The organism is Ruminococcus flavefaciens ATCC 19208 (assembly GCF_000518765.1).
In the GTDB taxonomy this organism is placed as follows: domain Bacteria; phylum Bacillota; class Clostridia; order Oscillospirales; family Ruminococcaceae; genus Ruminococcus; species Ruminococcus flavefaciens.
The window spans coordinates 1-23,675 of sequence record NZ_JAEF01000015.1 but is presented as its reverse complement, the minus strand read 5'-3'; the positions used below and the strand labels follow the sequence as shown (position 1 = coordinate 23,675).

The following is a 23,675-nucleotide window of genomic DNA, read 5'->3' as shown; positions in this document are numbered from 1 at the left end:
AGGTGATTTGATGATTATAAGTGCCAGCAGACGAACAGATATACCCACATACTATTCAGAATGGTTTTTAAACAGAATAAAAGAAGGTTATGTCTGTGTTCGTAATCCAATGAATATCCATCAGATCAGCAAAATAGACTTGTCACCTGACGTGGTTGATGGCATTGTATTTTGGACTAAAAATCCTATTCCAATGATTGAAAGAATATCTGAATTAGAAAAGTATATATATTATTTTCAGTTCACTTTGAATGCATACGGAAAGGATATTGAACCGAATGTTCCGTCCAAAAACGATTATATCATTCCTGCTTTTCAAAGGTTATCTTCTCTCATCGGAAAAGAAAGAGTAGTGTGGAGATATGATCCTATTTTTATAAATGAGTATTACACCATCGAATATCACAAAAAGTATTTTCAGACTCTTTGCTCAAAATTAAGTAAGTTTACGGAAAAATGTACGGTAAGCTTCATTGACTTATATAAAAATACTGCTCGCAATACCAAACGCTTTAATATCCAGACGCTATCAAATGATGATGTGCTTGAACTTATGAGCTATTTTATTTCCGTTGCTAAGAATGAAGGCATATATATAGACACTTGTGCTGAAGAATATGATCTTTCATCATTGGGTATAACCCACGCTTGCTGTATTGACAAGCAGAGATTAGAAAGATTGGGCAATTATACGCTGAAGATAGGCAAGGATAAAAATCAAAGAGGTGTTTGTGGCTGTATTGAAAGTATAGACATCGGCATGTATAATACCTGTGAAAATGGTTGTGCATACTGTTATGCAAACTACAATTCAAGCGTTGCATCAAAAAATCATTCTGCTCATATTTCAACTTCGCCACTTATTTGCGGGAATATAGGAGACGAAGATAAGGTTAATATAAGAAAAGTTCAGTCTAATATTGACTCTCAATTGACATTGTTCTAATTAGCATTGAATTAAATTTATATTTAAAAATATGAAAAAGCGTCCTGTGAATAAACACAGGGCGCAGATTGTAATCAGAGAATGTAATTTTTAAATTTAATACTAAATTATATTACTAATACATTGTGATACACAGATATATAAGTGTGAATCCTGATAGAGCAAAAGAAATCGGCATATACCAAAAGAAAACGCAAAAACCAAAAGAATTCGCGGTATAGCAAAAGAAAACGCGAGGTACCAAAAGAATACGCCCTTCTGGTTGTATCAAAATTGGCGTACTTTGGCATATCGGAACCCTTATTTTAATACAAAATAAGGGTTCTTTTTTATGCCCGTAGAAACTGTAAATATAGGCGAATATGGCTATATGCCGTTTTCTTTTGACTGTGCAATGGCTGTTTATAATGGCGGAATTTACATAAAATTTGCTGTATTTCTTTGTTCAGATAATAGTGCATTCCTCCGTATCTTGTATCGGTGTTCTCTATGCTTTGATTATAACACGGAAATTCTTAACAAGTCTTTAACTTTTGAAAAGATGCAAGGTTACGATATAAAACCGCCTGAATAACGGTGAGATCCGATACTCAGGCGGTTGATAACCGGTATTTATTTATCAGTGCCAAGTCACCATAAAGGGGACTCGGCTTTATAAGAGAGTGGATTTATAAAGGCGTCAGAATATGTTTGCATCCCACTTTTGTATCTCGAGTGCATCGAGAGGAGTAACGCCGTCACCATCACCGACAATGTCAGCAACCTCATAGCCTTCTTCATACATAGGGTATTTCTGAGAGTTAGCAATAAACTGGAGTATGGTCAGTGCATCCGCAAGCCCGACTTGCCGTCTGCGTTTGCGTCGCCTTTTTGAGAAGTGGAACTACCGTTAGTGTAATGTTTCATTATATCAATATTATACTCAGGTACATCCCCTTCACAATTCCTACAATATTCATTATAGAAATCTGAGTTAAATATAGTCAATAAACAGCACAGATAATTATGTGCTTTTATTTCTGCTTCTTGAACCGGAGAAAATGCTGTATTATTTGCTAATTTTGAATTTACAAACGATATGTATTGTTGATCTATATCAAAAAACATTGTATCCCATCCTGAACTTAAATCATCGAATCCATAATATTCAAGACTATAAAATGGGATGAACTCGATAGTTCCGTCTTCTTTTTCATAGGTTGACCACGTTCTCAATTTCATTATCTCTTCTTCACTGCGAGAGGTCTTAAAGGTTCCTGAACCGCCCCTGTTATTTTCTTTTTGCCATTTATAAGAAGCTGTAATGTCCAATGAGCAGCCATTTAATGTCGACCATGAAACTTGTTTAGAAATTTTTTTCATAAGATCATTTTTTATGACTCCGTTTTCCATATTAGCATGACTAAAAGTATGACATGCAGGAAAAAGCCCGAAATATCGGGCTTTTTTGCTGCCAAAATTCCGAAAATATTCTTGAAAAAATGAGGGATGACATTGGGGTATTTTAGGCCTCTGGCTGGATTTGAACCCTCACAAGGAAAAATTTCGGAGTGAATATAGGTCGAAATACAGGCAAATATCGATTTTCTCGGCAAAAAATAGTACACAAAGTTTCGGACTCGGTTTTAGCGGTTTTCACGAAATGTGAAAACACTGGAATCGAGTCCTTTTTTGTTTCTTCGAAAACCGAGTGATAGTAAACCTATCAGCGATTTGTGAGCCGTTTTTGTCGGCATCGGTTGCAGTTCGGGAAACTGCACCATCGAGAGCAACAAAAGCCGCTGTGAACGATTTGTGCGGTGTGTGAAGCGGTCGAACAGTAAAATTCTCCTGCGCGGAATATAAGTTACGATTACAGAACAATTATGACGCGAAAAAGCCAGCGGAGGCTCTCCGCCAGATACATAGAAAGCAGATCACGCCTGCTGTCTATGGAATAATTATGTAACAGGAGGAATCAGATGAACAAATTCTACATGAACGGTAAGCTGATACACAAGGCTTCCGATCACAACACCAAACGATGTGAGGTCGAGAAATGGGTGTTTCTGCCTCACTCAGACTTTGAAAGGCTGAAAGCAAACCCATATCAGGAGCATGAGGCGATAACTGCCGCCAGGGACCTTATGTACGAGGACAAGAATGCCTACCACTGCATAATGCTGCTTGATGAGTACGGCGAAGACGGACTGCTCATCGAGGCTGAAGGATTTGATTATCCTCGCCTTTCCATGTTCGTGCCTGATGCTAAGTCGATCTACGATAGGTACCAGACTTCCGAACCCGAACTGAAACTTCACGACATGATCAAGGATACTGTTGAAAAGATCACCGAACTTGCTCACACTGGCAAAACAGACTTCACATCAGCTGATATGATTGACATGGATGAGGTTGAGAGCCTTGTCAAAAATGCTATCATACAGCAGCTCGCTCAGAGGGATGACATCTCTATGGCGAAGAACACAGATATCGGCGTAGACTTTCAGCCGGATATCCATGTTGAGGCTGAGAAGCTCACTGAGCTGAAGTTCTACTGTCCCCTTAAAGTTCAGCGAGAGATCAAGCCTTCATTTGATGAGGATGAAGACGAATTCTTTGAGGACACCGAGGAACTCTCGGATTTCGAGGTGCTTGAGTACGAAAGCGAGATCAGCAGTGCTATTGAGGCATATCAGTGTGATGAGGAAGAAAACCGTGGAATTATGGCATATCTCGGAGACAGAAAACGTTTCGCAGATAAGGTCTACTCCATATTCCCCTCCGTTGAGAAGGTCGGCGACAGGCTCATGGGAGTATTTACCTGCCAGACCTGCGGTGAGCTTGACAGCTACGAGTATGACGAATTGCTTCATGAGCTCCGTGGACAAGCAAGTGATGGGTGGGCCGAGTCTTTTGAGCAGCATGAGATCCACACTTCCGAGGGAGATATCTACGTCAGCTTCTATGACACCTGCGGTGCATGGGACCTTATGACAGAGGAAGAAGTAAAGGCGGCTCCAGAGTCGCCGTTAGAAGATGTCGAATTAAAAATGTGAGGTGAGCTACTTATAAACACGACTGTCGAGTTTGAGGCTGATATATAAAGCGGTTCCGTAATCAGGCAGCTTTCTGTGCCAGTATATGTAAGCCCTTCAGACGGCGGTACAGTAGTTATCAATAAAGACGGAACATATAAGTTCAGCCACACAGACGGAACGGTCTCATCAGGAAAAGTTGAATTAGGATTTTATACCATTGGCGGTCAGGTATTTCAGAGTATCCAGAATAAACTCCTTAACAAGTAATTAGTGTCTCCTCAATAAGCAGTGTTTTCAGAAAGCGCGACTTTTTCATCATCAAAAATGACAAAGGATAAGATAAATTTAAGAAGGCGCAAAAACAATGCCGCAAGTCGGTCGATGTTCATTGCAATGATGCTGAGAACGATCAATTCTTTTGTTGTATCTTCTCTTTTTGTGAGCAGCAGACCAAGACCGAATTTGCGTTTTGCAAGACTGAACTTTCGCTCCACTTCTATTCGGTCGGTATTATCCTGATATGCAGTCTTAGTCTCTGCTTTCGTATCAGCATATTTTTTAGGTCTGCCAAGTCTCTTGCCTGAAAGACGAATGCCTAGATTGCTGCAAAACGTAATATTTTCACGATTGCGGTATATCTGATCAACAAGCACTCGCTCCGGATAATGACCTGTGCGCTGCTTGTAGTTTTCAATTGCAGTTTTCAGAACTGCACTTTCATTGTACGCATCAAAGGAAAGCTTTTCGAGCCTGCACATTCCTGTTTCATCAACTGACAGATCAAGCTTGGCACCAAATTCAACAGGTGATTTTGCCTTGCCTCTGACTATCGGACGAATATATGGCTGACTTATGCTGACTATCCTGTTTTCCACTGTGTGCGTATTGTTTTTAAACATATACCGCTGCTGTTCGTATACGGTTATAAGGATATTAAGAAGCTCTGCATCAGAAGCAGACAGTTCAACACTATTGTTTTCAATCAGATTATCCATATATCCGAGGTCGCGGCGAATGTACTGAAGCTGCTTTTTGATCGCTTTTCTTATCTTCTTAGCTCCACGCTTTCTGCATTTTGCAAGCGCCAGATAATCCTTACGTGCCTTTTCTTTGTACATTCTCGGTCTGTAGAAGCCGTATTCATCGGAGATCCTGCATAACATATCTTCAAGCTTTTCACGAGTTTCATTCAGCAGTTCGATATCCTGCGGATATTTGATATTCTGCGGAGCACAGGTCGCGTCAAGTATCAATGTACCGCTATTTTCAGAGGAATCAGAAGTGCTATCAGTATCATTGCTGCCGCTGTCATCTCCGTCTTTGCCGTCGTTATCATCATCACTTTTCTGAGCATTGTATTCGATGATCATTTCGTTGATCTCATTCAAAACATCTTCAGAAAGACGCTTGCGGAACTCAACGAGAAGCGACGGTACAAATGGTATCTTATCCTCATATCTGGGCATACCGATGAAATACTGATAGTACGGATTTTCTCTGATCTGCTCTACCAGTTCCTCATCAGGATAGTGATACTGCTTCTGGATAAGCAGCGAACCGAGTGCCATACGCAACGGTTTTGCAGGCATACCTGTTCTGCTTGGGAACAGCTTGGCATATTCTTTTTCTATTGTATCCCAGGGTATCATTTCGGCTTTCTTGATCCATCTGTTTTCAGGATTCATCTGCAGCCCCTGCGGCTGATTAAAATCTGTAAATGATAACTGCTTTTCCTCAAATCTATACATGACGTCCTCCGAAGTGCAAGCTTTTTCTTTGTTTTTCGCACTTTCCCTTGCACTTCTATTATATCACATCATTTCACTTTTGTCGATATTTCGGTGAATGTTTAGGGCTTGAGGAGAGACTAATTAGCCTTGACGAAAAAAAACAAATGCCATAGAGTTAAAAACTCTATGGCATTTTTATATTTATGGAGAATTATTATGAGCCTGTTTTTCCATAAATTCTTCCATTGATATTATTCCTTCCTTTTCAGTTGAGGTATAAGCATAATAGGACAGAATATTTGAAGCGTCCACAGCATTGATACTGCCGTTGCGGTCAACGTCTGCCGCAAGCTTCTGTTCCTCATCATATCCACCATCCTGATTTGTTGAGATCATAGCATAATATGCAAGAACTGATGAAGCGTCAACCGCATTTATCAGCCTGTCATTATTTACGTCGCCAAGCTTATACTCAGTAGTTTCATCAGGGTTAGCCTTTGTTGTGACAGTAGTTGTAGTGGTTGGCGTTGTTGTCGTAGTTTTTTTCTCGCCGAGTATCCTGATGTAGCCGTTGTAGATACCCTTAGTGAATACATAGGTCATCTGAAGTTTTCCTGCCTCGTCCTTATGACTGTTTATAAAGGTATCAGCTACTATGCCGTCGTCTGTATACGCCAAGCCTATGGGATAGACTTCACCCTGCTCAGCATTTTCGGGAACTATAAAATCAATGGTGAATAAACAGCTGTGATTCAGCAGAGTATCCTCGGCATATGCATAGAATGCCAGCTGTCCGTCTTCGATCTTTGCCGAGCCTGTAGTGAAGCCGTTTAATCCTTTGCCTGGTGTTATGAACTTACCTGCTGAGTTTTCTTTGACAGTCAGACGAGTGTCATAAAAAACGTGGAACTTGATGTAGCTGACCGGTTCCGTTGCGCCTGTAATACTGAAATAAACTCGCTGGACCTTGCCCTTTGCATATTCGGGGTCAAGTCCTATCTTATCGAAATAGAGCATAATGCCGCCATCATAATCCCTGGGATCTATCTTCGGAGTATTCCAATCCTTCGGCTGTACCCAGCGAGTTCTGTCGTAGGGGACTTCCATGTCGTCCTGTTTGTCAAAGGGATTATCTGATATCGTATCAGACGTATCAGCGACACTTTCTGCTTCGGTGAGATCTGTTGAATTTGCTTTTATGATGCTGTCGGGAAAGCAATAATAAAGCGATAAGACCAGTGCAAGACTTGTTATTAATGATATAAAGCGAGTCAAAAGTCTATTTTTCATAATTGACCTCCTGTTACACGGCAATTCAGTAATAACAGATTATCATAATTTCTGCAATGTGTCAATACCTTTTATGGAAGAATATATATAGAACAAGGCAGTCCAACGGACTGCCTTGTTGTAATGTTCAGATACGTTTTCTGTTCTGATTTGTCCCTTACAATTAATATTAGAAATTATATCAATCTGTGCAGTGCTATGTGCAGATGCGCCGCACAGATCAACATCGGAAAAGAACTATAACATCAGCTATTGATGTGTATGGATCAGTAAAGCCACTTTGAAGCAAATGTATCTGCGAATGAGTCTTTATTCTTTGGAAGAGCAAATACAGATGTCTGAAGCTCTTCAAGGTTCATTTTCGGCTGTATTCCGTATACGTGATAGTCGAAATACTGTACCATTTTCTCGACGTCCTCTGCTATGACTGCGTGGCCTGATTTATGGATATTTATAGCAAGATGATCGCTGATACCGACATAATCCCATACGTGCTTCATACCGAGGTAAGCCATCCATACTGACGGAGCATTTACCCAGTCCTCGCTCTCGCATGAGCCGATTATAAACAGATACCTGTCAGGATCACAGCAGAGAGCGCCCAGCATATGCTGATCCATTGGGAACTGTTCGGCGTTTCTGAACTCCATGAATCTTCCGTTGAACCAGCCCTGCTCGCCCGAAGCCTGTAAGCTTCCGAGAGGCTCATTTTCCTTATATGTATACGATGAAGATCCGCCCTTGCTGGAGAAGTCATAGGTCTTTCCAACTGAGCTGTAGCGATACAGTGCAAGACCGCCTGCACCAGAGCATGAAGGAGCACACATCTTGATACGTGTATCAAATGCTCCGCAGACAGAAGCGGCTTTACCGTATCTTGAAACACCTGTAACGATAGAGCTGTCAGGATTGATGTTCAGTTCCTTTGCGGCTCCATTGTAAAGAGCGTCGAGTATCCTGCCGATTCCCCATGACCATGCCATAAGATCACCAGTCTGCTCGTCCCAGTTCCTTCCATAAGGATAGAGATCATAGAAAGCACCCTTATGCTGGTTGTTGTCCTGTGCAGTTCCCGGAGCGCTGAACATTCCGTCACTGTCGTAGGTTATAACTGCATAGCCGTTTGAAGTAGCGGTGCTTTCAGAAATACCCTTGTGCATACCAAGGATAACAGGAGCTCCGCCCTCATGGCGGACATTCTTAGGAAGATTTATAACTGCCTTGAATGAAGCTGTCTTGCCTGTGCTCTTGCGCTTAACGTTGACAGTCATGCTGTTGCCGCTAATGCTGTAGGTAGTTTCATCATCGGAGCCGTCTATCCATTTGCCGTACATATAATACTCATACATACAGCTGATCTCGCTCTGACGCTTCCACCAGTCGTCGGTGGATTCTACCTTTGAACCGTCCATAAATATGAAAGGATCGGGAATATCCTTTGAGCTCTTCAGCTGATTTACAGCAGGGAAGTTGTAGCTCTTTTCAAAAACAGGCTTTTCTGTGACAGTTTTTTCGGCCACGTTGAACTCTTTTATCTTACCGATTATAAAGCTCCGGAGCTGAACAAGGTCTGCTACCTCTGCCTTGCCATTCTGATCTATGTCAGCGGCTTTCTTTATGTTATTATCCTGGAAGCCGTTTATGAGTCCCTTTCGCATGATAACTTCATCAAAGGAAGTTATCATCTTATCTCCGTCGAGGTCTCCGTAAATAAACTCGGGACTGTCGTTACCCTGTGTTGCAGGCTGAGTTGGCTGTGTCTGCTGCTGATCATCAGAGGCATTTAAATAGCCCTCGATCTGTTCGAGCCAGTATTTTCCCATCTTCTCATAGCCGCCTGCGTTGGGGTGAACTCCGTCCGCAAGGTCCTTTGAAGCGTCTATTACGCTGTGGATATCTGCATATATAACGTTTTTGCTGCTGTATTCGTTTGCTACTTTCTTTACAAGCTCGTTATACTTGGCAATATCACCGTTTTTACTGCTGTTATTGCCCCAGCCTGAATTGCCCAGGTCTGGGATAGTAGTAAGGAAAACCTTTCCGTTTGACGGCATATTTTCTCTCAGATAGTCAAGAAGCTTGTGCAGACGTTCCTCTGAGCCGTCAAGATGACCGTTTGAAACATCGTTTGTACCTATCTGAAGAAGTATTATATCGGGAGAGTACTTTTTTATATAATCTCCGCCCTGCATTGTCTCAAGGATACCGTTGAGCTGACCGAACCAGCCGCCCGGCAGGTTGGTTATGGTATAGCCGCTGTATCCTGCGTGATTGTCGTCGTACTTGACACTCTGACCGTTGTAATTGAAGGAAGCGCTGTCCTTTCCCTCAGGTCCTACGAGATCAACATTTGTGTAGCCCTTTTGCTGCAGAAAGTAGCTGAGATACTTTCTGTAGCCGCCCTCGTCAGCCATACCGTATGTGATAGAATCGCCCAGAGGCATGATCTTGATGGTGTCGGCTGCTGAACTCTGCCTCGGTGCAGAGGGAAGCAGGCTTAGTGTAGAAATCGAAAGTGCAAGAGATGTGCCGATTCTGAGAAAACGTTTTATTGTTTCCCCGACAATAAAGTGCTTTTTCATAAGTACCTCCCAAATAAAATTAATTAAATGAATGTGTGCTTTTTGTTTCCCCGCCTTTTGTTTTTATCAAGGCAGAATGCATAATTTTATTATACAAAATATAACATAATTGTGAATTGCCTTTGACAACAATATACACTAATCAACCGCGAATTGTAAAGAGTTTGTGAACAAAAGAGCAATTTTTGGTCAACAAACAGCAATAATTGTTGATAAAAAGGTAATATATTGATGTTGTATGCAAAAATATATCAAAATTGTTACCGCATAAGCTGGATTCGTAACAAAAAATCCATATTCAAATCGTGCTAACAATATCATTTTCGGGTCAGATTGGGCATAGTTATATTTATTTCTTAACTGCTCGTAACTTCTGAAAAAAGACTGGCTATTAGTGCACTTAATTTAATTAATACACATTGGGTGGATAATATCAATTAAGAAGATAATGTATTTGATCAACATAATCTGACAGGCTGAATTAAAAAACATATTGGCAAATAGAAATATGTGTGCTATAATATATTTGTTCTAATCGCCTTATGGCGGCATTGCTCAGAACTTCGTTCGCTGGAGCGCAAATTCTTTATCCACACGTGGAGTCCTATGGTTTGCTCATACGAATTAGACAATCTCCCGAAACTTTAATTTAACACCAACACTGTCAAATCACTTTAATTTTATAAATGAAGAATCATTGGACGAATGGCTGTCAGAAGCCGATGAGAATGATCCTATAAGGCGCGCTTTTCTGAAATGTAAGATACATGATGCCTATAAAAGGACAATCTGATTATCCTGTGCATTCTACGGAGACATCAGCCTGAGAAAGCTGAATGGTCTGAATAGAAATTATACTTGATATTCAAATAATAAAATGCTATAATATCTATAACATGACTTATCTCTATAATACGCAAGAAAGGAAGCAATTTTAATGCTCAGAATATTCTACGGCGAACTCGATACTCCCGAATACATCTTTAATCCAGATGTTTATTTTAATAATACATATGATGATGAATGGATCACAGATCCGATGTCTGTAAAGATGATCAAGGATATTGACGGATCTGAGGTCAAGGGTGCGAGACTCATAGATAGTCCGTATCTCGGTGGTATTCCAACGGAACGACTTTCCGGGGGAGTTAAAACGCTCATGCTTATGAAGTTTGACTCAGAGCATATCTTCAATGCATCAGCTTGCGGAGATAACTGTGCTTCTTGGATACTCAAGATCGCTGAAGAGAAAGATTTAACGATCAGACTTGGGTATCTAATGGATTTTGGCGATGATACTTTTGAAATTGAGATCGTTAATCTTCATAAGATAGTTCACACTATGAAAGAGCTGAATGAAGCAGTGCTTGACAACAGACTTATATGAGGTAATGGTTTTATGATAGGAAAATATGATATTGAACTTTATAATAATAAGGTGCATTATTTTCTGACCGTAAAGAGAAATATAACCATGCTTCAGGGAAATAGTGCAACAGGAAAAACAGAACTTATAAGGTTAATTGGTGATTATGAAGCGAATGGAGCGTCTTCAGGTATTACGATGATTTGCGACGTAAAATGTACAGTTCTTACTTCAATTGATTGGGAATTAAGATTATCAAGACTGAAACAGCATATAGTATTCATAGACGAAACGGCTTCATTTCTGAAAACAAAAAGATTTGCCGAATTGGTTAATGGTTCAGATAACTATTTTGTGATAGTAACTCGTGATGAATTGAGTCAATTGCCCTATAGCGTAGAAGAGATATACGGTCTTAGAAATGTATCTGATAATCAGAAGTATAAAAACTATAAACGAGTTTATAATGAGATGTATAAGCTTTACAATTTCGATGTAACTGAGGATTATGAACCAGAAATAGTTATCTCAGAAGATTCAAATGCCGGACATGAATTTTTTGATCTTATCTATCCGAATAGATGTATATCTGCACAAGGCAAAAGCAATATATATCATATGATCAGAGAGTCTCAGGAAAAACAAATACTTGCAATTGTAGACGGTGCTGCATTTGGACCTGAAATAGGAAAGATATATCGTTATCTTCTATCAAGTCAAATAAACTGTGTTCTATATGCACCTGAATCATTCGAATTCCTGCTGTTAAGCGCGGGGATTGTAGATGTTTCAAATGAGATACTTGAAAAGACGTATATGTATGCTGATAGTTCTAAGTATTTGAGCTGGGAAGCGTATTATACTTATTATCTATCTGAAGTAACAAGAAATACTGTGTTTCAGTATAATAAATCCAGATTAGCAGCCGCATATAAAACAAGTGGCGCTCTATCAAGAGTATTAGCTTTAATGCCAGATAAGATAAAGTTAAAAACAACTCATAATGATTTGGCAGATTAAGTTCGATAATGTTTTATTCGGTCAAGGAGATTTGTTGGCGAAGTAATATGAATACATATTCGCTTAAATTTTTCAGTTTTTTTCTTTACAAAGTAAGCGTATTGTGTTATAATAAAAAAGTACTAAACAGGAAACTATTTGATCTTGACGCAATGATGATTCGGAAACAACCGAAAAATAGCGAATTATTATGCGTCATACTTTTAGTCATGGACTGACAGAAACAAGGACTATGTTGCTTAACATAGTCCTTGTGTTTTAGGCTTAGAATAGCCGTTTAGGGCGATAGCACTACATGGAACGAGACTATGTTGCGTACTAAAAATAAAGCAGACCGGAGCTTGATATAAGCTCCGTTTTCGTTATATTTCCGTTATGATGGTGCAAGGCTATGCTCAATGACGATCAATCACGAACCATTCAGATAGTCTTGGCAACCACGCATCACACATCTTATACCACTTGTTCAGACAGAAAAAGCTCCTTCCCCATTGTGGAGAAGGAGCTTCTTGTTAAATATAAAACGGAGACCTTCGGTGCTCCGTTTACATTTTACGATTGATAATCGCTGTATAGTGTGGTATAATTACTAATGTAAACGCTATACATTGTTTTCAAACAAAATGAAATAAGTTGACGATAGAGAAAGGCTTATATGAATATGAAAGATCGCAAAGCAATAGCAAAACCGATGATATACGCTGCCATAATAATGGCGCTTTTCTCCTGTTTATTATTCGGATGCAATAACAATGATAAATCAGACAATAGCAACTCCGAAACGACTAGTCAGACTGAATATATCTCACAGGATAAAGAATCTGTCGGATATTATAAACGGATCGGGATCTCTAAAAACGGCGAGACATTTGAAGAAATGAAAGAATCACTCGATATAATGAAAAAGGGCTACCTTGTTTTGAAAGATGATGGCACAGCTTTCTTCGAACTTGATGGAGAGATAACAGAGTATACTTTTGACAAACAGAATTTTTATCTGATTAATGATACAGAAAAGGCCAGTGGATTCCCGTATACGTATATTGGCGGAAGACTTGTTGTCAATGACGGAGAAACGATAACACAATACCTAAGACTCAACGATGAAGAACTTGAGTCTTACCTTGCATTGAAGAAGGAATAGAATTTATGGATATTGAAAAGATAATGGAAGCTCCGTATTATATATATTAGATATACTTCCTAATTCTCGAAAAAAAGCTCCTTCCCAATTGTGGAGAAGGAGCTTCTTGTTACTTTGCCTCTTCCTTATCATCGTCGTGGCGAATGGGATTGAGCTTGATTTAGTGATACATGATAAAATTGGAGAAGTCTTTTCGCAGTTATAATTTTCTCATATCGATAATCCTATGTATTGTGAAATAATATTATAAAAGTGGGGCCATTTTGGTCCCGCTATATTTGAGACTTTTTCTCACGGATCTTTGAAATTTAAAAATTTCACTATGAGTATATGGCTGTAATACGTGCTATCCTCAAAAACGGGACCTAAAAGGTTCCGAAATAAATTGACTTTTTTTAATGGCTGTGTTATGATTATGCCATCAGAAATCAACACGGATTTTCTTTAGGAGGAAGAAACATGGATGAAAAAATATAATAAATCAACATGAAGAGCGCTTTGATAATACAGTTGAAAAAAATGCATTTTCAAAATTCTTCAAGCTAAAATTAAAAGAATTAAATGAAAAATCTTCGCACAGAATCACAAAAAAGGATATTGCACAAAAGCTTGGTATAACCGATGAAATGTTCCGCAAGATCGTTAATAAAGAAAAAACGACAAAAAACGTGATTGTATCATAGCTATATGTATTGCACTTGATCTGCAAACAAGTGAGACGAATGAAGTTTTAAAAGCATATGGATTTAACGAGATGCTTGATCAGGATAACGACAGAGATCTTCTTATAATGGAAACTATAGATCAGAACGGATATGATCATGTTTCAAATGATAAGGATAAACGTTCAGCAGGCATAGGAAGTCAGGCTTTGAAGCTTCTTATTGAACGCTATCCAGATGCGCAGATAGTAACAGAATTTGAGACTCCTGATGACAGCTGTGATAATAATGCTTTCAGACTTCGCAGACGTGATTTTTATCTGAGGAACGGCTTCTATAAAACAGGCTGGTACAGCTTTTACGATGATACGGAATTCACCATAGCCTGCTCCAAACCTGCTTTTGATAAAGAGGGCTTTGAACGATTTACAGCATATCTCAGTTCAATAGTCCCTGACCATATACCAAAACTTTACACAAAATGAAGCGGCAGCCCATTGGGCTGCCGTGATTATTATGTTATTGGTTTATAGATACATGGTTGATCTCGGCAATAATATCATTTGCTTTTCTTATCTGTCTGAAGAACGTAATGTAGTAAACTACTGCGCTTATTATAAATGGAATAGTGACTGAGAGGATCATTTGCCACATGGCATTTATATCTGTATCAGCTATAATATCGGCAAGCTTTACGAATCCAACAGTTGTGCCTATTACTATGGCATACTGAGCGATCAATACGGGTATAGCGGCAGGACATAAAGTCGCATATGGTAAGTTCTTCGATAAGAAGGCAGGCTTTATAAGTCTTGAATGGCTGCCGTATTTTGCAAATTACAGGCGTGATGGTTACGACTTTGACTCCGCGTGGGAGGATAGTAAAGTTAACCGCCGCGAAAAGCTTATAATGGACGTTCTTACAGAGACAGACAGCGATGGCGATATTATCTGGACAGATAAGCAGGTACTGTCAACTGAGCTGAAACATCTGGCAGGCTTCGGAAAAGGCGGTGAGAAGAACTTTCAAGGCATAACAACAGATCTTATGATGAAAACATATCTTGTTACTGCTGACTTCCACAGGCGCAGAAACAAAAAAGGAGCAGAGTACGGTATGCCTGTTTCGGTGCTGCTTCCGCCCGAAGCTGTATGGGGATATGATGCGGTTACTTCTGTATACAGCGAATCTCCGCATGAATCTTGGCGGCGTATAGTGGAGCGAGTACAGCAGTTATATCCCGATGCTCATGATGCCGAGATTATAAATCTTATCGGAAAAGAGCCAAAGTGAAAAGGCGGGTGATACCAAGCAGATAATCGCTGCTGCACTCAGGGGCTTGATGAACTATAAAGATGATGAGACCGAAAAAATATTCGTTGACTTTGTTGTCTGTGGCGATGACTATCTTGCCGACATAGCCAAGGATTACTGGGAAGACGCTGAATAAATGGGCATGAGTGGATAAAATGGACAAGATAAGGAAATCTCTAATGCTCGTATATTGTCATTTAAGGGAGTTGAAGCCTCTTGTCAACTGCCGCGTAGAGACTGCTGACAGCAAGTCTTTGTGGCGGGATTCTTGGTACAGGAGAAGATGTGTTATCCCTGCCTCTTGGTATTATGAGTGGGGATATCCTATATATGATGACGATAGCCGCAGCATAAAGAGCACCGCAATACCAAGAAGGTCAAATTCACCATACAGGCCGAAAATTCGGATATTACTTATATTGCAGGACTATACCGATATGAGGAGCATGGCGGTATGCAGATACCTATGTTTTCTATCCTTACGCGAGAAGCAGCAGGTACTGTAAAAGATATACACGATCGTATGCCAATAATACTGGATAAGGACAACGTACTGGACTGGATACGACCTAACGGAAGTCCCAGTGCCATAGTTGAGAAAATGCTGACTAATATGATATTTGAGAGAGCAGTTGATTATCCTCGATTTTCACCTGAGACCATTACAGCATATAATAATATTGAAGCTTTAAAAGCACTTTCTCTCAAAAATCTCAAGCTGCTGAGGTTCAATATCCACTTTCACTTCAAGAGGAACATAAGCCATGAATATACGGAGCAGACTGTCAGGTGTCGGAGTAATGCTCAGCTTTGCGGAATTCGTATAGACATCACCCTGGTAAGCAATGAGGTTATACTTGTTATGCTCCATTTTCGGCAGCCAGTATACGATGAACTCGTTCATTTCTTCTTCGGTCAGCCCCATATATGTAAGCTTTTCCTTGAGGAAGCTTTCCGTATCACTTCCTGCAACACAGAAGTCCTTTGAAAAGTCAAATCTTGTGCGAGCATTCACACTTTCCCAGAAAAGGTACTTATGATTTGTACCGTCTGCCTTATTGAGAAGCGAGCCGTCGGGATATGCTGTTACGTCCCAGTCATTATTATATCTTGGATATGTTGTATAGAGATCGGAGGTAGTCAGTTCAAGCTCAACATGAACATCGGTCTCTTTTTCGGGATAGATATATATTACCGGCTTACCCCACTGTGCACCCAAATAAACCGATATATTGGAATCTGAAGAGTTTACCCAACCATAATGTCCGCAGTATTCCGTAAAGAAACATGGATCGTTTCCATTCTGATATCCGAGCTCAGTCCGTTGTCGATATGGGTAGCTCCATAAGTATTGCGAAAATATATGGCAGAATCAAAATCCGTCGGTATCCAGTCGGGAAGTGCGGCGGAAGCCCCCGTTCCTTCTGCGAACGCTGTGGAAGGCGTAAGAAAGTCGGGACTTTTTACCGAAAGCGGTGTGACTACGATTGCAGCTGCGAGAATTGCAGCAGTAAGTTTTGAGAACTTCATAAAATTCACCTACCATTCTTCAGATTGACAGCACATAGCTGCTTGAGTTCATGATATAACGATATCTTCATGAATGCAAGAGGTATTCGCATTTTTTGATCTATATTTGATTTAACGTATGAAAATGGTGAAATGTGAGGCTGAATTATTAAACTTTTTATGAATATATACTTAAAATGAAATCGGCTGCCGCTCTGTATATCAGTTTCATAACACAATGAAGATAGCGTATTATTAGATTGATGCGAAATCTGTTTAAAAAAGGATAGAAGAAGGCATACATGAAATGTAGATATAATCCACAAGTGACGATTGGGGAAAAGCATATTATCATCTTGAAGGAAAACCAGAAAAAAGGATCGAATTTGATATGTGGAATGCTAATGAGCGCAATTTCACTGTGAACCAGATCGGTTTTGAAGGTATATCTTCTGATGCCCAACGTATATCTTGGAGTCACGATGGTGTAATGCTAATAGAAATATTGGATAATGAAACAAATTTAGATCTGAAAAATGGATGTCAAGAATTGACGATAACATACCTCTAAACAAGCTGAGTATTCCGGGCACACATGATTCGCTAACATATGATCTTCCATATGCTGTGTTACCGGATACGGCTAAGACACAAGATATAGGTATTATGCCGCAGCTGAATCTGGGATGCAGATATCTTGATATAAGAATCAACTCTAATTTAGAAGGACGACATGGATTTATAGACTGCCGTCATGGCCTTTGGAACGTAATGAAATGGGTCAAGGAAATCCTTGATTTGAATAAAGATGAGACCATTGTTATGAGAATCAAGCATGATGAAGGCGGAAATGTCAATTTTTAAGATGTTGTTGATTCAATGGTACTCAGAAAAAATGATTCGTATTCAGGATTAAGAATAAGCTCTCCATTAGATTCTTTTAATACTTTGTAAAGGATCAAAATATTAAGAAACAGGGATACCGATATTGAAAGTCATATTGCTAAATAACATAAGCCATTTATATGGATTTCCCTGCTTATTCGGTTCAGTTACAGTTTCAGGAGTGAAAAACAAACAGCCTCCTTTCGGAGACTGTTTGTTTTTACTTAATAAGGTGTGTATATTATGAATTGATCATATTATTGAGTTCCTGATAATCGTTGATATCAACTACACCATCGTCATTGGCATCAAGGAGTTCAATCTGGAATGATGAGAATTTATCATTGATTGTTTTTTTCTGATTGTTATCAGAATATCTATTATACAGAATATTGAAATATTCATTTATCTTTTCGGAATCATTCCGGTCTAATTTGTGATCATAGTTCATATCACCCTTGGGGAAATCGACAGCAAGTGATTCTTCAAAGTAAGTTCTTCTGTTACCGTTATCATATTCTGAATAAAAATCATTTTCGTCCATGATCTTTTCAGCAACAGTATTTCCTAAACTGTCTTTTATACGTACTGCTTTTACTGAGAAATGTGAATCATATTGATCAATATTTTTGAGTTTAATGTTATATGTATTATGATTTCCGTATTTTAAATGTTTGTCATTTACTATTATATCATTGCAATCTTCTGTAATATCGTTGAATAAAGAGCCACTGAATACTGCCGGGTCGTTTATTAACTCGTAACGACCTTTATCTTCATTATAATCGCGGTTGCATATTGCATAAGTCGGGCTATTGATATTATCATTTACGATCGCATATGTATTATTGGTAATAAGCTCAACTTCAGATACAAGAGTAACAGGTTTTTCTTCAACATCTATTGTATAGTAGCCTCTGTGACTGAATGCATGGCAACGTTCAATAGTATACTCTTTTTTCTTTCCTTCTGAGTCGGTGTATGGTCTGGTAACATTTGGTATTACGCAACCTGCCTGACTGGTAGGATATAATGCATCATACATTATCCATGCAAAACCTTCATTACCCCAGTAGGTTCCCCATGAATTAGCAATTTTAAATGCACCTTTTTCACTATCCTGTATATATCCATCGTTGTTTATATCACATGCAATATTATCGTCGTATCCTACTATAGTAAATGCATGCGATCCTACACTTGAGAAAGCCTCTTTATCTGTATATGGATTGGGCGAGAAGTTATAAAAGAATACGTTATCTCTTTTATTATTCGTAACTTTATTATTTACATCATAATTGACAGCAGACTTCATATTTATGTCTTCGCAATCATCATTATCATAGCTGAATACTCCGGAAGTTACAACAACTTTCTTTTCGCAAATTCTTTTTTTGATCTCGTTTATCTCTAATTTAATGTCTTCAATGCTGTTCTGGTTATAACAGTTCAGATCTGATTCGCCTTTTAATCTCCATTTTAATGCACTAATAATATCTTTAGGATTAGTTTTTTGCGGATTGATCCTGTAACTATTTACTACATAATAATATCTTAATGGTGAAGCATCATTTATATTTCTGTAAACAGGAATATAGCTTTCTCTTTCTGTATCTGAAAGTGCATTATACTCATTGGGAACTATATACACTCCTTTACGTCTGTATTGACCGCAAATCGGCTCATAGAAATTCTTTTCGTCATTTCGGAGATTATTAAATTCCCAGTTGTTAATATATCTTATAGCGGGTTTATCATTTTTACTTATTTGATCATAATAACTATCATATCCGAATTGATCAAGATTAAGTGCTCCATGATTCTTTAGTGAAGCATATGCATTTAATATACATGAACCATTATTTTGACCAAAATTAATAAGATTATACATATATGCCGGTGAATAGAAGAAATTCAAGTCAGCATAGTTATCATTCTTAAACATAGCACGCCTTACTTCATATGTAAACTGATAATATGTTGTTGCACAAGCGGTGCATGACCCCTGTCTTCCTTGATTGAAAATTTTAGGAAAGAAATTATATGTTTCCAGATTAGTGCTGATATCAAAGCTTTCAGGGAGAGGTGCTGCAGCAATTGCTGAAGCAGGAGCCGCAGTTGCTGCAGTGGAGACAAGTATAGCCAGTGAAGCAACAAAAGATGTGATTTTTTTGTTCATAATAAATTTCCTTTCTGTTTTGAAATGTTATTTTGATATTTGTTGGATAATGTATCGATATTTTTAGTAAGCGCTTACTGCCTTTGTTAAGTACAATCGAGAATTTTTTTCAGTATCGGACATATATTGGAAAAATTTTTTTGAATTTGTGATATATATGATAACTTTAAAACTGGTCAATCTGATTATATCGATAAAATACGGTATATTCTATCGGATAATATAGTTTGAGCAGAAATGCTCTGGAATTGTAGAATGTGTTATAAATGTATCTTTTAAGGAAAAGGCATACTTTTAAACTCGCCTGAAAATTCTCTTGCTGCAAAGATTATTCCGACGGGAAAACAAGTTTTAAAAATCACACCAAAGCCTGCTAAATAAGCACTCTATTCCATCTATTAAAGAATTCTACATATATATGACGCAGGAATACCCCTTCCTTGCGTTTACATTCAAGGGACGAATAAAGTCCCTTATAAGCTCGGAAAAAAATTCAACGGGTATATCCTTGAATATATTTACAAGTATTATAAAAATAACGGGAAGTTCCCGTCGGAAGCCGAAATAAAAAGCAAGCTCATATGTTTCCGTGACCTCATCGCGTACAGCATAGTTATTTCAATGCCTGCCTGTCATGTGAAAAACGGCGAAGGAAAAAGGAATATCGAACAGAAATATCTCTATGAAATAGCTGATATAGTGCCCGAATTCCTTGAAGAAAGAGGCTTCATAGCAGAGCTTTCGGGCTTCTCCGAGGACAGGTATTCAGACAAGCTCAAAGAGGCTGTCAGACCCTATTACCGCGACTATGTAACATTTCCGAGAAGCACGGGCTATCAGTCCATACACATAACCTTTTATGACAATCTTGCCCGCTGCTATACGGAATTGCAGCTGCGGACAAAAGATATGGACGACTTTGCGGAAATAGGCGATGTCAATCACTTCGGATATGAAAAATTGCAGGAGGCAAGACGTACCAAGCGCGATGAGATACCTGTGGGCGAGTGTATTTATTTTGATGAAGCATACCAGCGCCTCACGAAATTACAGCAGCTGGAGCTTGCAGAGATTGACGTGAATATGTTCAAGGCTATAAACAATCAACTCATAAACGACGGCTGCGGACTGTTCAGAGGTCGGCAGATCCTGCCTTTCGAGCACTTGTCACGTTTTCAGAACGACCTTATTGATTAACAGCGATTGGCAAATTCTATAATAATTTACAGTTGCCAGTAATAAAAAAACGTGGTAAAATGGTATATGGAAGAAACAAACTATACAGGCAAAAAAGCAGTATAAACGGAGGTATTAAAATGTGGGCTTATGAAAGTGTATTCTATCAGATATATCCCCTCGGTTTCTGCGGGGCACCCTTTGAAAATGACGGTATTACCGAATCGAGGATTTTGAAGGTTATAGACTGGGCTGATCATATCAGGAAACTCAATTGCAATGCAGTCTATTTTTCGCCGATATTCGAGTCAGACTCTCATGGCTATGACACAAGAGATTATACTAAGATCGATTGCCGTCTTGGCAGCAATGAGGACTTTGCAAAGGTCTGCAAGGAGCTTCACAAAAGAGGCATAAAAGTAGTCCTTGACGGCGTATTCAATCACGTTGGCAGAGGCTTCTGGGCGTTTCAGGACGTACTCCGCAATCGTGAGAATTCACGCTATAAGGACTGGTTTCATATCAATTTCGGCGGAAATTCCAACTATAATGACGGTTTCTGGTATGAGGGATGGGAAGGTCACTATGAACTTGTAAAGCTCAACCTCTGGAACAATGAAGTCGTTGAGCACATTTTCTCCTGCATCAAAGGCTGGATAGATGAGTTTGACATAGACGGTCTGAGACTTGATGTGGCGTACTGTCTTGACAAGGAATTTCTGAAAAAGCTCCGCGGTTTTACGAACGGACTCAAACAGGATTTTGTACTTATAGGTGAGCTTCTGCACGGCGATTATTCGCAGTTCGTAAACAATGATATGCTGCATTCAGCAACGAACTATCAGTGCTATAAGGGACTGTATTCAAGCTTCAACAGTATGAATATGTTCGAGATATGCCATTCCCTCAAAAATCAGTTCGGACCTGAGCAGTGGTGTCAGTACAGAGGTATGCATCTGCTCAGCTTCGTTGACAATCACGATGTTTCAAGAATCGCAACGATACTTACAAACAAAAATCACATTCCTCTTGTATATTCGATAATGTTTGGAATGCCGGGAATACCGTGTATCTACTATGGAAGCGAATGGGGCGCGGAGGCTGACAAAAAGGACGGCGATCCCGCGCTGAGAGTATCATTCGATAAGCCGACAGAAAATGAGCTTTCGGCGTATATCTCAAAGCTGGCAAAGATACATCGTGAGAGCAAGGCTCTTTGCTACGGTGACATAAGTGTTCCTGTGCTCACAAATAAGCAGTGCATCATTCAGCGCAGATGTGATGACGAGAGGATACTTATCGCTATAAATGCAGAAGATCAGCCGTTTACAGCGCACTTCGATGCAGGCTGCGGCACGGCTGATGAGCTTATAACAGGTACAAAACACGATTTCGGCGGAGGAAGCGAATTGCCGCCGTATTCGGCACAGATCTGGAAAATGGAGCGTTGATTTTTTATCGGCAGTGTCTGACAAATTCCCTGAAAATAAGATGGCTGTTCTCATCTTTGAGGTAAGAGAATTCGGGATGCCACTGTACTGCCCAGAGGAATTTCTGCTTCGGAGCATAAACGGCTTCAATAAGTCTGTCGGGAGCTTTCGCCATTGGTAAAAGTGCAGGTGAAAGCTCTCTTATACCCTGATGATGATAGCTGTTCACAGGAAGGGTATCCGTTTTCAGAAGATCGTATAAAGGAGAGCTATGCTCTATAGTTACTTCATGTATCGGAACATCATACGGCGGCTTCTGACAATGCGATACACTATAAGAGAACTGGGAGGGAATATCCTGCCAGAGTGTACCGCCAAGCACAGCGTTTATGAACTGTATGCCGCGGCATATGCCAAGTATAGGCGTATCAAGCTTCATTGCGCGTTTCAGGAGCAGCTTTTCCATAACATCACGTTCGGGGCAGCATTCACCGCAGGCACCTATTTTTCTTGCAGAGTACAGTTTCGGATCAACGTCCTGACCGCCTGTAAACAGTAATCCGTCACATATATTTGTTATCTGTTCGATATTATTGCTGTCATCTGTGAGCGACAGCATTACAGGCAGACCTTCTGCTTCAAGTATTCCGCCGAAATATCCGGGCAGCATCCAATAGCTTTTTTTATTATAGTCGACAAGAGGTACAACTCCGATAACAGGTTTTTTTCTCATAGATCTTCCTCCAATACAAAAAAGGTGCATACGGTAAATACCGCAGCACCTTTGCTTTATATAACGATTATAGTACTTTTTATCAGGAAAGTCAAGACTGTATTTTCATGGCGTTTTCTTGTGCGTTTTATCTTTTTTGTGAAATGAGCGTTTCTTTTTGCGTTTAAAGTACCAAAAATATATATAAACTTCCGAAGTTATCAAAAAGGCATTGACAAATCGCTCACAAGGGGCTATAATGGCAATGTAAACAGCAAGGGCGCTGCGGATGATAAGTCTGCAGCGCTGTTTTTGGTTTTATAGCGCTAAATCCATACACAAAGGGGTGTATGATGTGCCGAGGTATCGGTGCATCGTATGCCCCTTTAAAATTTATGCTGTATCTTTTTAGGAGGAATTTCTATGGACTCTCAGACAATTTTACAACAAGCCATGGATGAGACAGGCGGTCTGGTCTTTGGCGTATGGTTTTTAATAGGCGCTGCTCTTGTATTTTTTATGCAGGCAGGCTTCGCAATGGTGGAGACAGGCTTCACCCGTGCAAAGAATGCAGGCAATATCATCATGAAAAACTTAATGGACTTCTGTATCGGTACAGTTGTTTTCATTCTCATAGGCTTCGGTCTTTTATTCGGTGAAGACCTCGTTGGTATAATCGGACAGCCCGGATTTGATATCTTCACTTCCT

The 23,675-nt window shown here is 39.5% G+C and carries 19 protein-coding genes and 3 pseudogenes; 13 read left to right on the top strand and 9 right to left on the bottom strand.

The annotated features are described in order from the left end of the window. Window positions 1-10: 10 nt before the first annotated feature. On the top strand, window positions 11-946 hold the full coding sequence (locus L870_RS0103545; protein WP_028516959.1) for a DUF1848 domain-containing protein: 936 nt from the start codon (window positions 11-13) through the stop codon (window positions 944-946). 822 nt (window positions 947-1,768) lie between these two features. On the opposite strand, the gene L870_RS0103535 is transcribed toward L870_RS0103545, so the two are convergent. Next, a complete protein-coding gene (locus L870_RS0103535) occupies window positions 1,769-2,338 on the bottom strand; it encodes a hypothetical protein (protein ID WP_155250135.1) in 570 nt (189 codons plus the stop codon). Between the two features lie 569 nt (window positions 2,339-2,907). Between L870_RS0103535 and L870_RS0103530 the strand changes: the two genes are divergently transcribed. Both L870_RS0103530 and L870_RS19195 read left to right on the top strand, forming a co-directional pair. Then, window positions 2,908-3,984 carry a DUF6329 domain-containing protein gene (locus L870_RS0103530; protein ID WP_028516957.1) on the top strand — a complete coding sequence of 359 codons (1,077 nt, stop codon included), beginning with the start codon at window positions 2,908-2,910 and terminating at the stop codon, window positions 3,982-3,984. Between the two features lie 75 nt (window positions 3,985-4,059). After that, window positions 4,060-4,233: a hypothetical protein gene (locus tag L870_RS19195; RefSeq protein WP_009986681.1), complete on the top strand. Its 174-nt coding sequence runs from the start codon at window positions 4,060-4,062 to the stop codon at window positions 4,231-4,233. Window positions 4,234-4,244: 11 nt separating this feature from the next. On the opposite strand, the gene L870_RS0103520 is transcribed toward L870_RS19195, so the two are convergent. The 3 genes from L870_RS0103520 to L870_RS0103510 form a co-directional block, all read right to left on the bottom strand. Next, window positions 4,245-5,714 carry an IS5 family transposase gene (locus tag L870_RS0103520; protein ID WP_028516956.1) on the bottom strand — a complete coding sequence of 490 codons (1,470 nt, stop codon included), beginning with the start codon at window positions 5,712-5,714 and terminating at the stop codon, window positions 4,245-4,247. Window positions 5,715-5,897: 183 nt separating this feature from the next. Then, window positions 5,898-6,986, bottom strand: a complete 1,089-nt coding sequence (locus tag L870_RS0103515; RefSeq protein ID WP_028516955.1) for a dockerin type I domain-containing protein — start codon at window positions 6,984-6,986, stop codon at window positions 5,898-5,900. Window positions 6,987-7,252: 266 nt separating this feature from the next. Continuing rightward, complete coding sequence (locus L870_RS0103510; protein WP_028516954.1) at window positions 7,253-9,568, bottom strand: glucuronyl esterase domain-containing protein; 2,316 nt, start codon at window positions 9,566-9,568, stop codon at window positions 7,253-7,255. Between the two features lie 937 nt (window positions 9,569-10,505). Between L870_RS0103510 and L870_RS0103505 the strand changes: the two genes are divergently transcribed. The 4 genes from L870_RS0103505 (at window position 10,506) to L870_RS18320 (ending at window position 14,245) form a co-directional block, all read left to right on the top strand. After that, entirely contained in the window at window positions 10,506-10,955 is a 450-nt protein-coding gene (locus L870_RS0103505; RefSeq protein WP_028516953.1) for a DUF4869 domain-containing protein, read from the top strand. Window positions 10,956-10,967: 12 nt separating this feature from the next. Continuing rightward, the gene (locus L870_RS19705) at window positions 10,968-11,954 is read left to right on the top strand and encodes a hypothetical protein (protein WP_028516952.1); all 987 of its coding nucleotides are present in this window, start codon (window positions 10,968-10,970) and stop codon (window positions 11,952-11,954) included. Between the two features lie 655 nt (window positions 11,955-12,609). Then, window positions 12,610-13,098: a hypothetical protein gene (locus L870_RS0103495; RefSeq protein WP_028516951.1), complete on the top strand. Its 489-nt coding sequence runs from the start codon at window positions 12,610-12,612 to the stop codon at window positions 13,096-13,098. 754 nt (window positions 13,099-13,852) lie between these two features. Beyond that, the gene (locus tag L870_RS18320) at window positions 13,853-14,245 is read left to right on the top strand and encodes a hypothetical protein (RefSeq protein ID WP_051411394.1); all 393 of its coding nucleotides are present in this window, start codon (window positions 13,853-13,855) and stop codon (window positions 14,243-14,245) included. A gap of 34 nt (window positions 14,246-14,279) precedes the next feature. On the opposite strand, the gene L870_RS0103485 is transcribed toward L870_RS18320, so the two are convergent. After that, window positions 14,280-14,501, bottom strand: a complete 222-nt coding sequence (locus tag L870_RS0103485; protein WP_028516950.1) for a hypothetical protein — start codon at window positions 14,499-14,501, stop codon at window positions 14,280-14,282. Between L870_RS0103485 and L870_RS16510 the strand changes: the two genes are divergently transcribed. From L870_RS16510 to L870_RS20000, 3 genes and pseudogenes are all read left to right on the top strand, one after another. Continuing rightward, complete coding sequence (locus tag L870_RS16510; RefSeq protein WP_423752167.1) at window positions 14,497-15,054, top strand: AlkZ-related protein; 558 nt, start codon at window positions 14,497-14,499, stop codon at window positions 15,052-15,054. The two genes, L870_RS0103485 and L870_RS16510, sit on opposite strands and share 5 nt — an antisense overlap. A 176-nt stretch (window positions 15,055-15,230) precedes the next feature. Then, window positions 15,231-15,344: pseudogene (locus tag L870_RS20135) on the top strand (hypothetical protein); the annotation flags it as partial. A gap of 119 nt (window positions 15,345-15,463) precedes the next feature. Then, window positions 15,464-15,628 (top strand): annotated as a pseudogene (locus L870_RS20000) (SOS response-associated peptidase family protein); the annotation flags it as partial. A gap of 135 nt (window positions 15,629-15,763) precedes the next feature. On the opposite strand, the gene L870_RS16505 reads toward L870_RS20000, so the two are convergent. The 3 genes from L870_RS16505 to L870_RS0103450 all read right to left on the bottom strand — a co-directional run bounded on the left by L870_RS16505 (window position 15,764) and on the right by L870_RS0103450 (window position 19,648). After that, window positions 15,764-16,294, bottom strand: coding sequence for a hypothetical protein (locus L870_RS16505; RefSeq protein WP_051411391.1), 531 nt, complete (start codon window positions 16,292-16,294; stop codon window positions 15,764-15,766). 29 nt (window positions 16,295-16,323) lie between these two features. Then, window positions 16,324-16,605 carry a hypothetical protein gene (locus tag L870_RS0103465; RefSeq protein WP_028516949.1) on the bottom strand — a complete coding sequence of 94 codons (282 nt, stop codon included), beginning with the start codon at window positions 16,603-16,605 and terminating at the stop codon, window positions 16,324-16,326. 1,105 nt (window positions 16,606-17,710) lie between these two features. After that, on the bottom strand, window positions 17,711-19,648 hold the full coding sequence (locus L870_RS0103450) for a C1 family peptidase (protein ID WP_028516947.1): 1,938 nt from the start codon (window positions 19,646-19,648) through the stop codon (window positions 17,711-17,713). Between the two features lie 636 nt (window positions 19,649-20,284). Here L870_RS0103450 and L870_RS16500 point away from each other — a divergent pair. Both L870_RS16500 and L870_RS0103440 read left to right on the top strand, forming a co-directional pair. After that, entirely contained in the window at window positions 20,285-20,845 is a 561-nt protein-coding gene (locus L870_RS16500; RefSeq protein ID WP_341349456.1) for a nucleotidyltransferase family protein, read from the top strand. A 119-nt stretch (window positions 20,846-20,964) separates the two neighbouring features. Further along, window positions 20,965-22,275: an alpha-amylase family glycosyl hydrolase gene (locus tag L870_RS0103440; RefSeq protein ID WP_028516946.1), complete on the top strand. Its 1,311-nt coding sequence runs from the start codon at window positions 20,965-20,967 to the stop codon at window positions 22,273-22,275. A gap of 4 nt (window positions 22,276-22,279) precedes the next feature. On the opposite strand, the gene L870_RS0103435 is transcribed toward L870_RS0103440, so the two are convergent. Next, on the bottom strand, window positions 22,280-22,987 hold the full coding sequence (locus L870_RS0103435; protein ID WP_028516945.1) for a gamma-glutamyl-gamma-aminobutyrate hydrolase family protein: 708 nt from the start codon (window positions 22,985-22,987) through the stop codon (window positions 22,280-22,282). 402 nt (window positions 22,988-23,389) lie between these two features. Here L870_RS0103435 and L870_RS16495 point away from each other — a divergent pair. Next, a pseudogene (locus L870_RS16495) lies at window positions 23,390-23,675 on the top strand (ammonium transporter); the annotation flags it as partial.

Bases quoted from the DNA above. Each gene is read 5' to 3' on its own strand.
- L870_RS0103545 (WP_028516959.1), top strand. From the start codon at position 11: ATGATTATAAGTGCCAGCAGACGAACAGATATACCCACATACTATTCA.
- L870_RS0103535 (WP_155250135.1), bottom strand. From the start codon at position 2,338: ATGGAAAACGGAGTCATAAAAAATGATCTTATGAAAAAAATTTCTAAA.
- L870_RS0103530 (WP_028516957.1), top strand. From the start codon at position 2,908: ATGAACAAATTCTACATGAACGGTAAGCTGATACACAAGGCTTCCGAT.
- L870_RS0103520 (WP_028516956.1), bottom strand. From the start codon at position 5,714: ATGTATAGATTTGAGGAAAAGCAGTTATCATTTACAGATTTTAATCAG.
- L870_RS0103515 (WP_028516955.1), bottom strand. From the start codon at position 6,986: ATGAAAAATAGACTTTTGACTCGCTTTATATCATTAATAACAAGTCTT.
- L870_RS0103510 (WP_028516954.1), bottom strand. From the start codon at position 9,568: ATGAAAAAGCACTTTATTGTCGGGGAAACAATAAAACGTTTTCTCAGA.
- L870_RS0103505 (WP_028516953.1), top strand. From the start codon at position 10,506: ATGCTCAGAATATTCTACGGCGAACTCGATACTCCCGAATACATCTTT.
- L870_RS19705 (WP_028516952.1), top strand. From the start codon at position 10,968: ATGATAGGAAAATATGATATTGAACTTTATAATAATAAGGTGCATTAT.
- L870_RS0103495 (WP_028516951.1), top strand. From the start codon at position 12,610: ATGAATATGAAAGATCGCAAAGCAATAGCAAAACCGATGATATACGCT.
- L870_RS18320 (WP_051411394.1), top strand. From the start codon at position 13,853: ATGCTTGATCAGGATAACGACAGAGATCTTCTTATAATGGAAACTATA.
- L870_RS0103465 (WP_028516949.1), bottom strand. From the start codon at position 16,605: ATGAAGTTCTCAAAACTTACTGCTGCAATTCTCGCAGCTGCAATCGTA.
- L870_RS0103450 (WP_028516947.1), bottom strand. From the start codon at position 19,648: ATGAACAAAAAAATCACATCTTTTGTTGCTTCACTGGCTATACTTGTC.
- L870_RS0103440 (WP_028516946.1), top strand. From the start codon at position 20,965: ATGTGGGCTTATGAAAGTGTATTCTATCAGATATATCCCCTCGGTTTC.
- L870_RS0103435 (WP_028516945.1), bottom strand. From the start codon at position 22,987: ATGAGAAAAAAACCTGTTATCGGAGTTGTACCTCTTGTCGACTATAAT.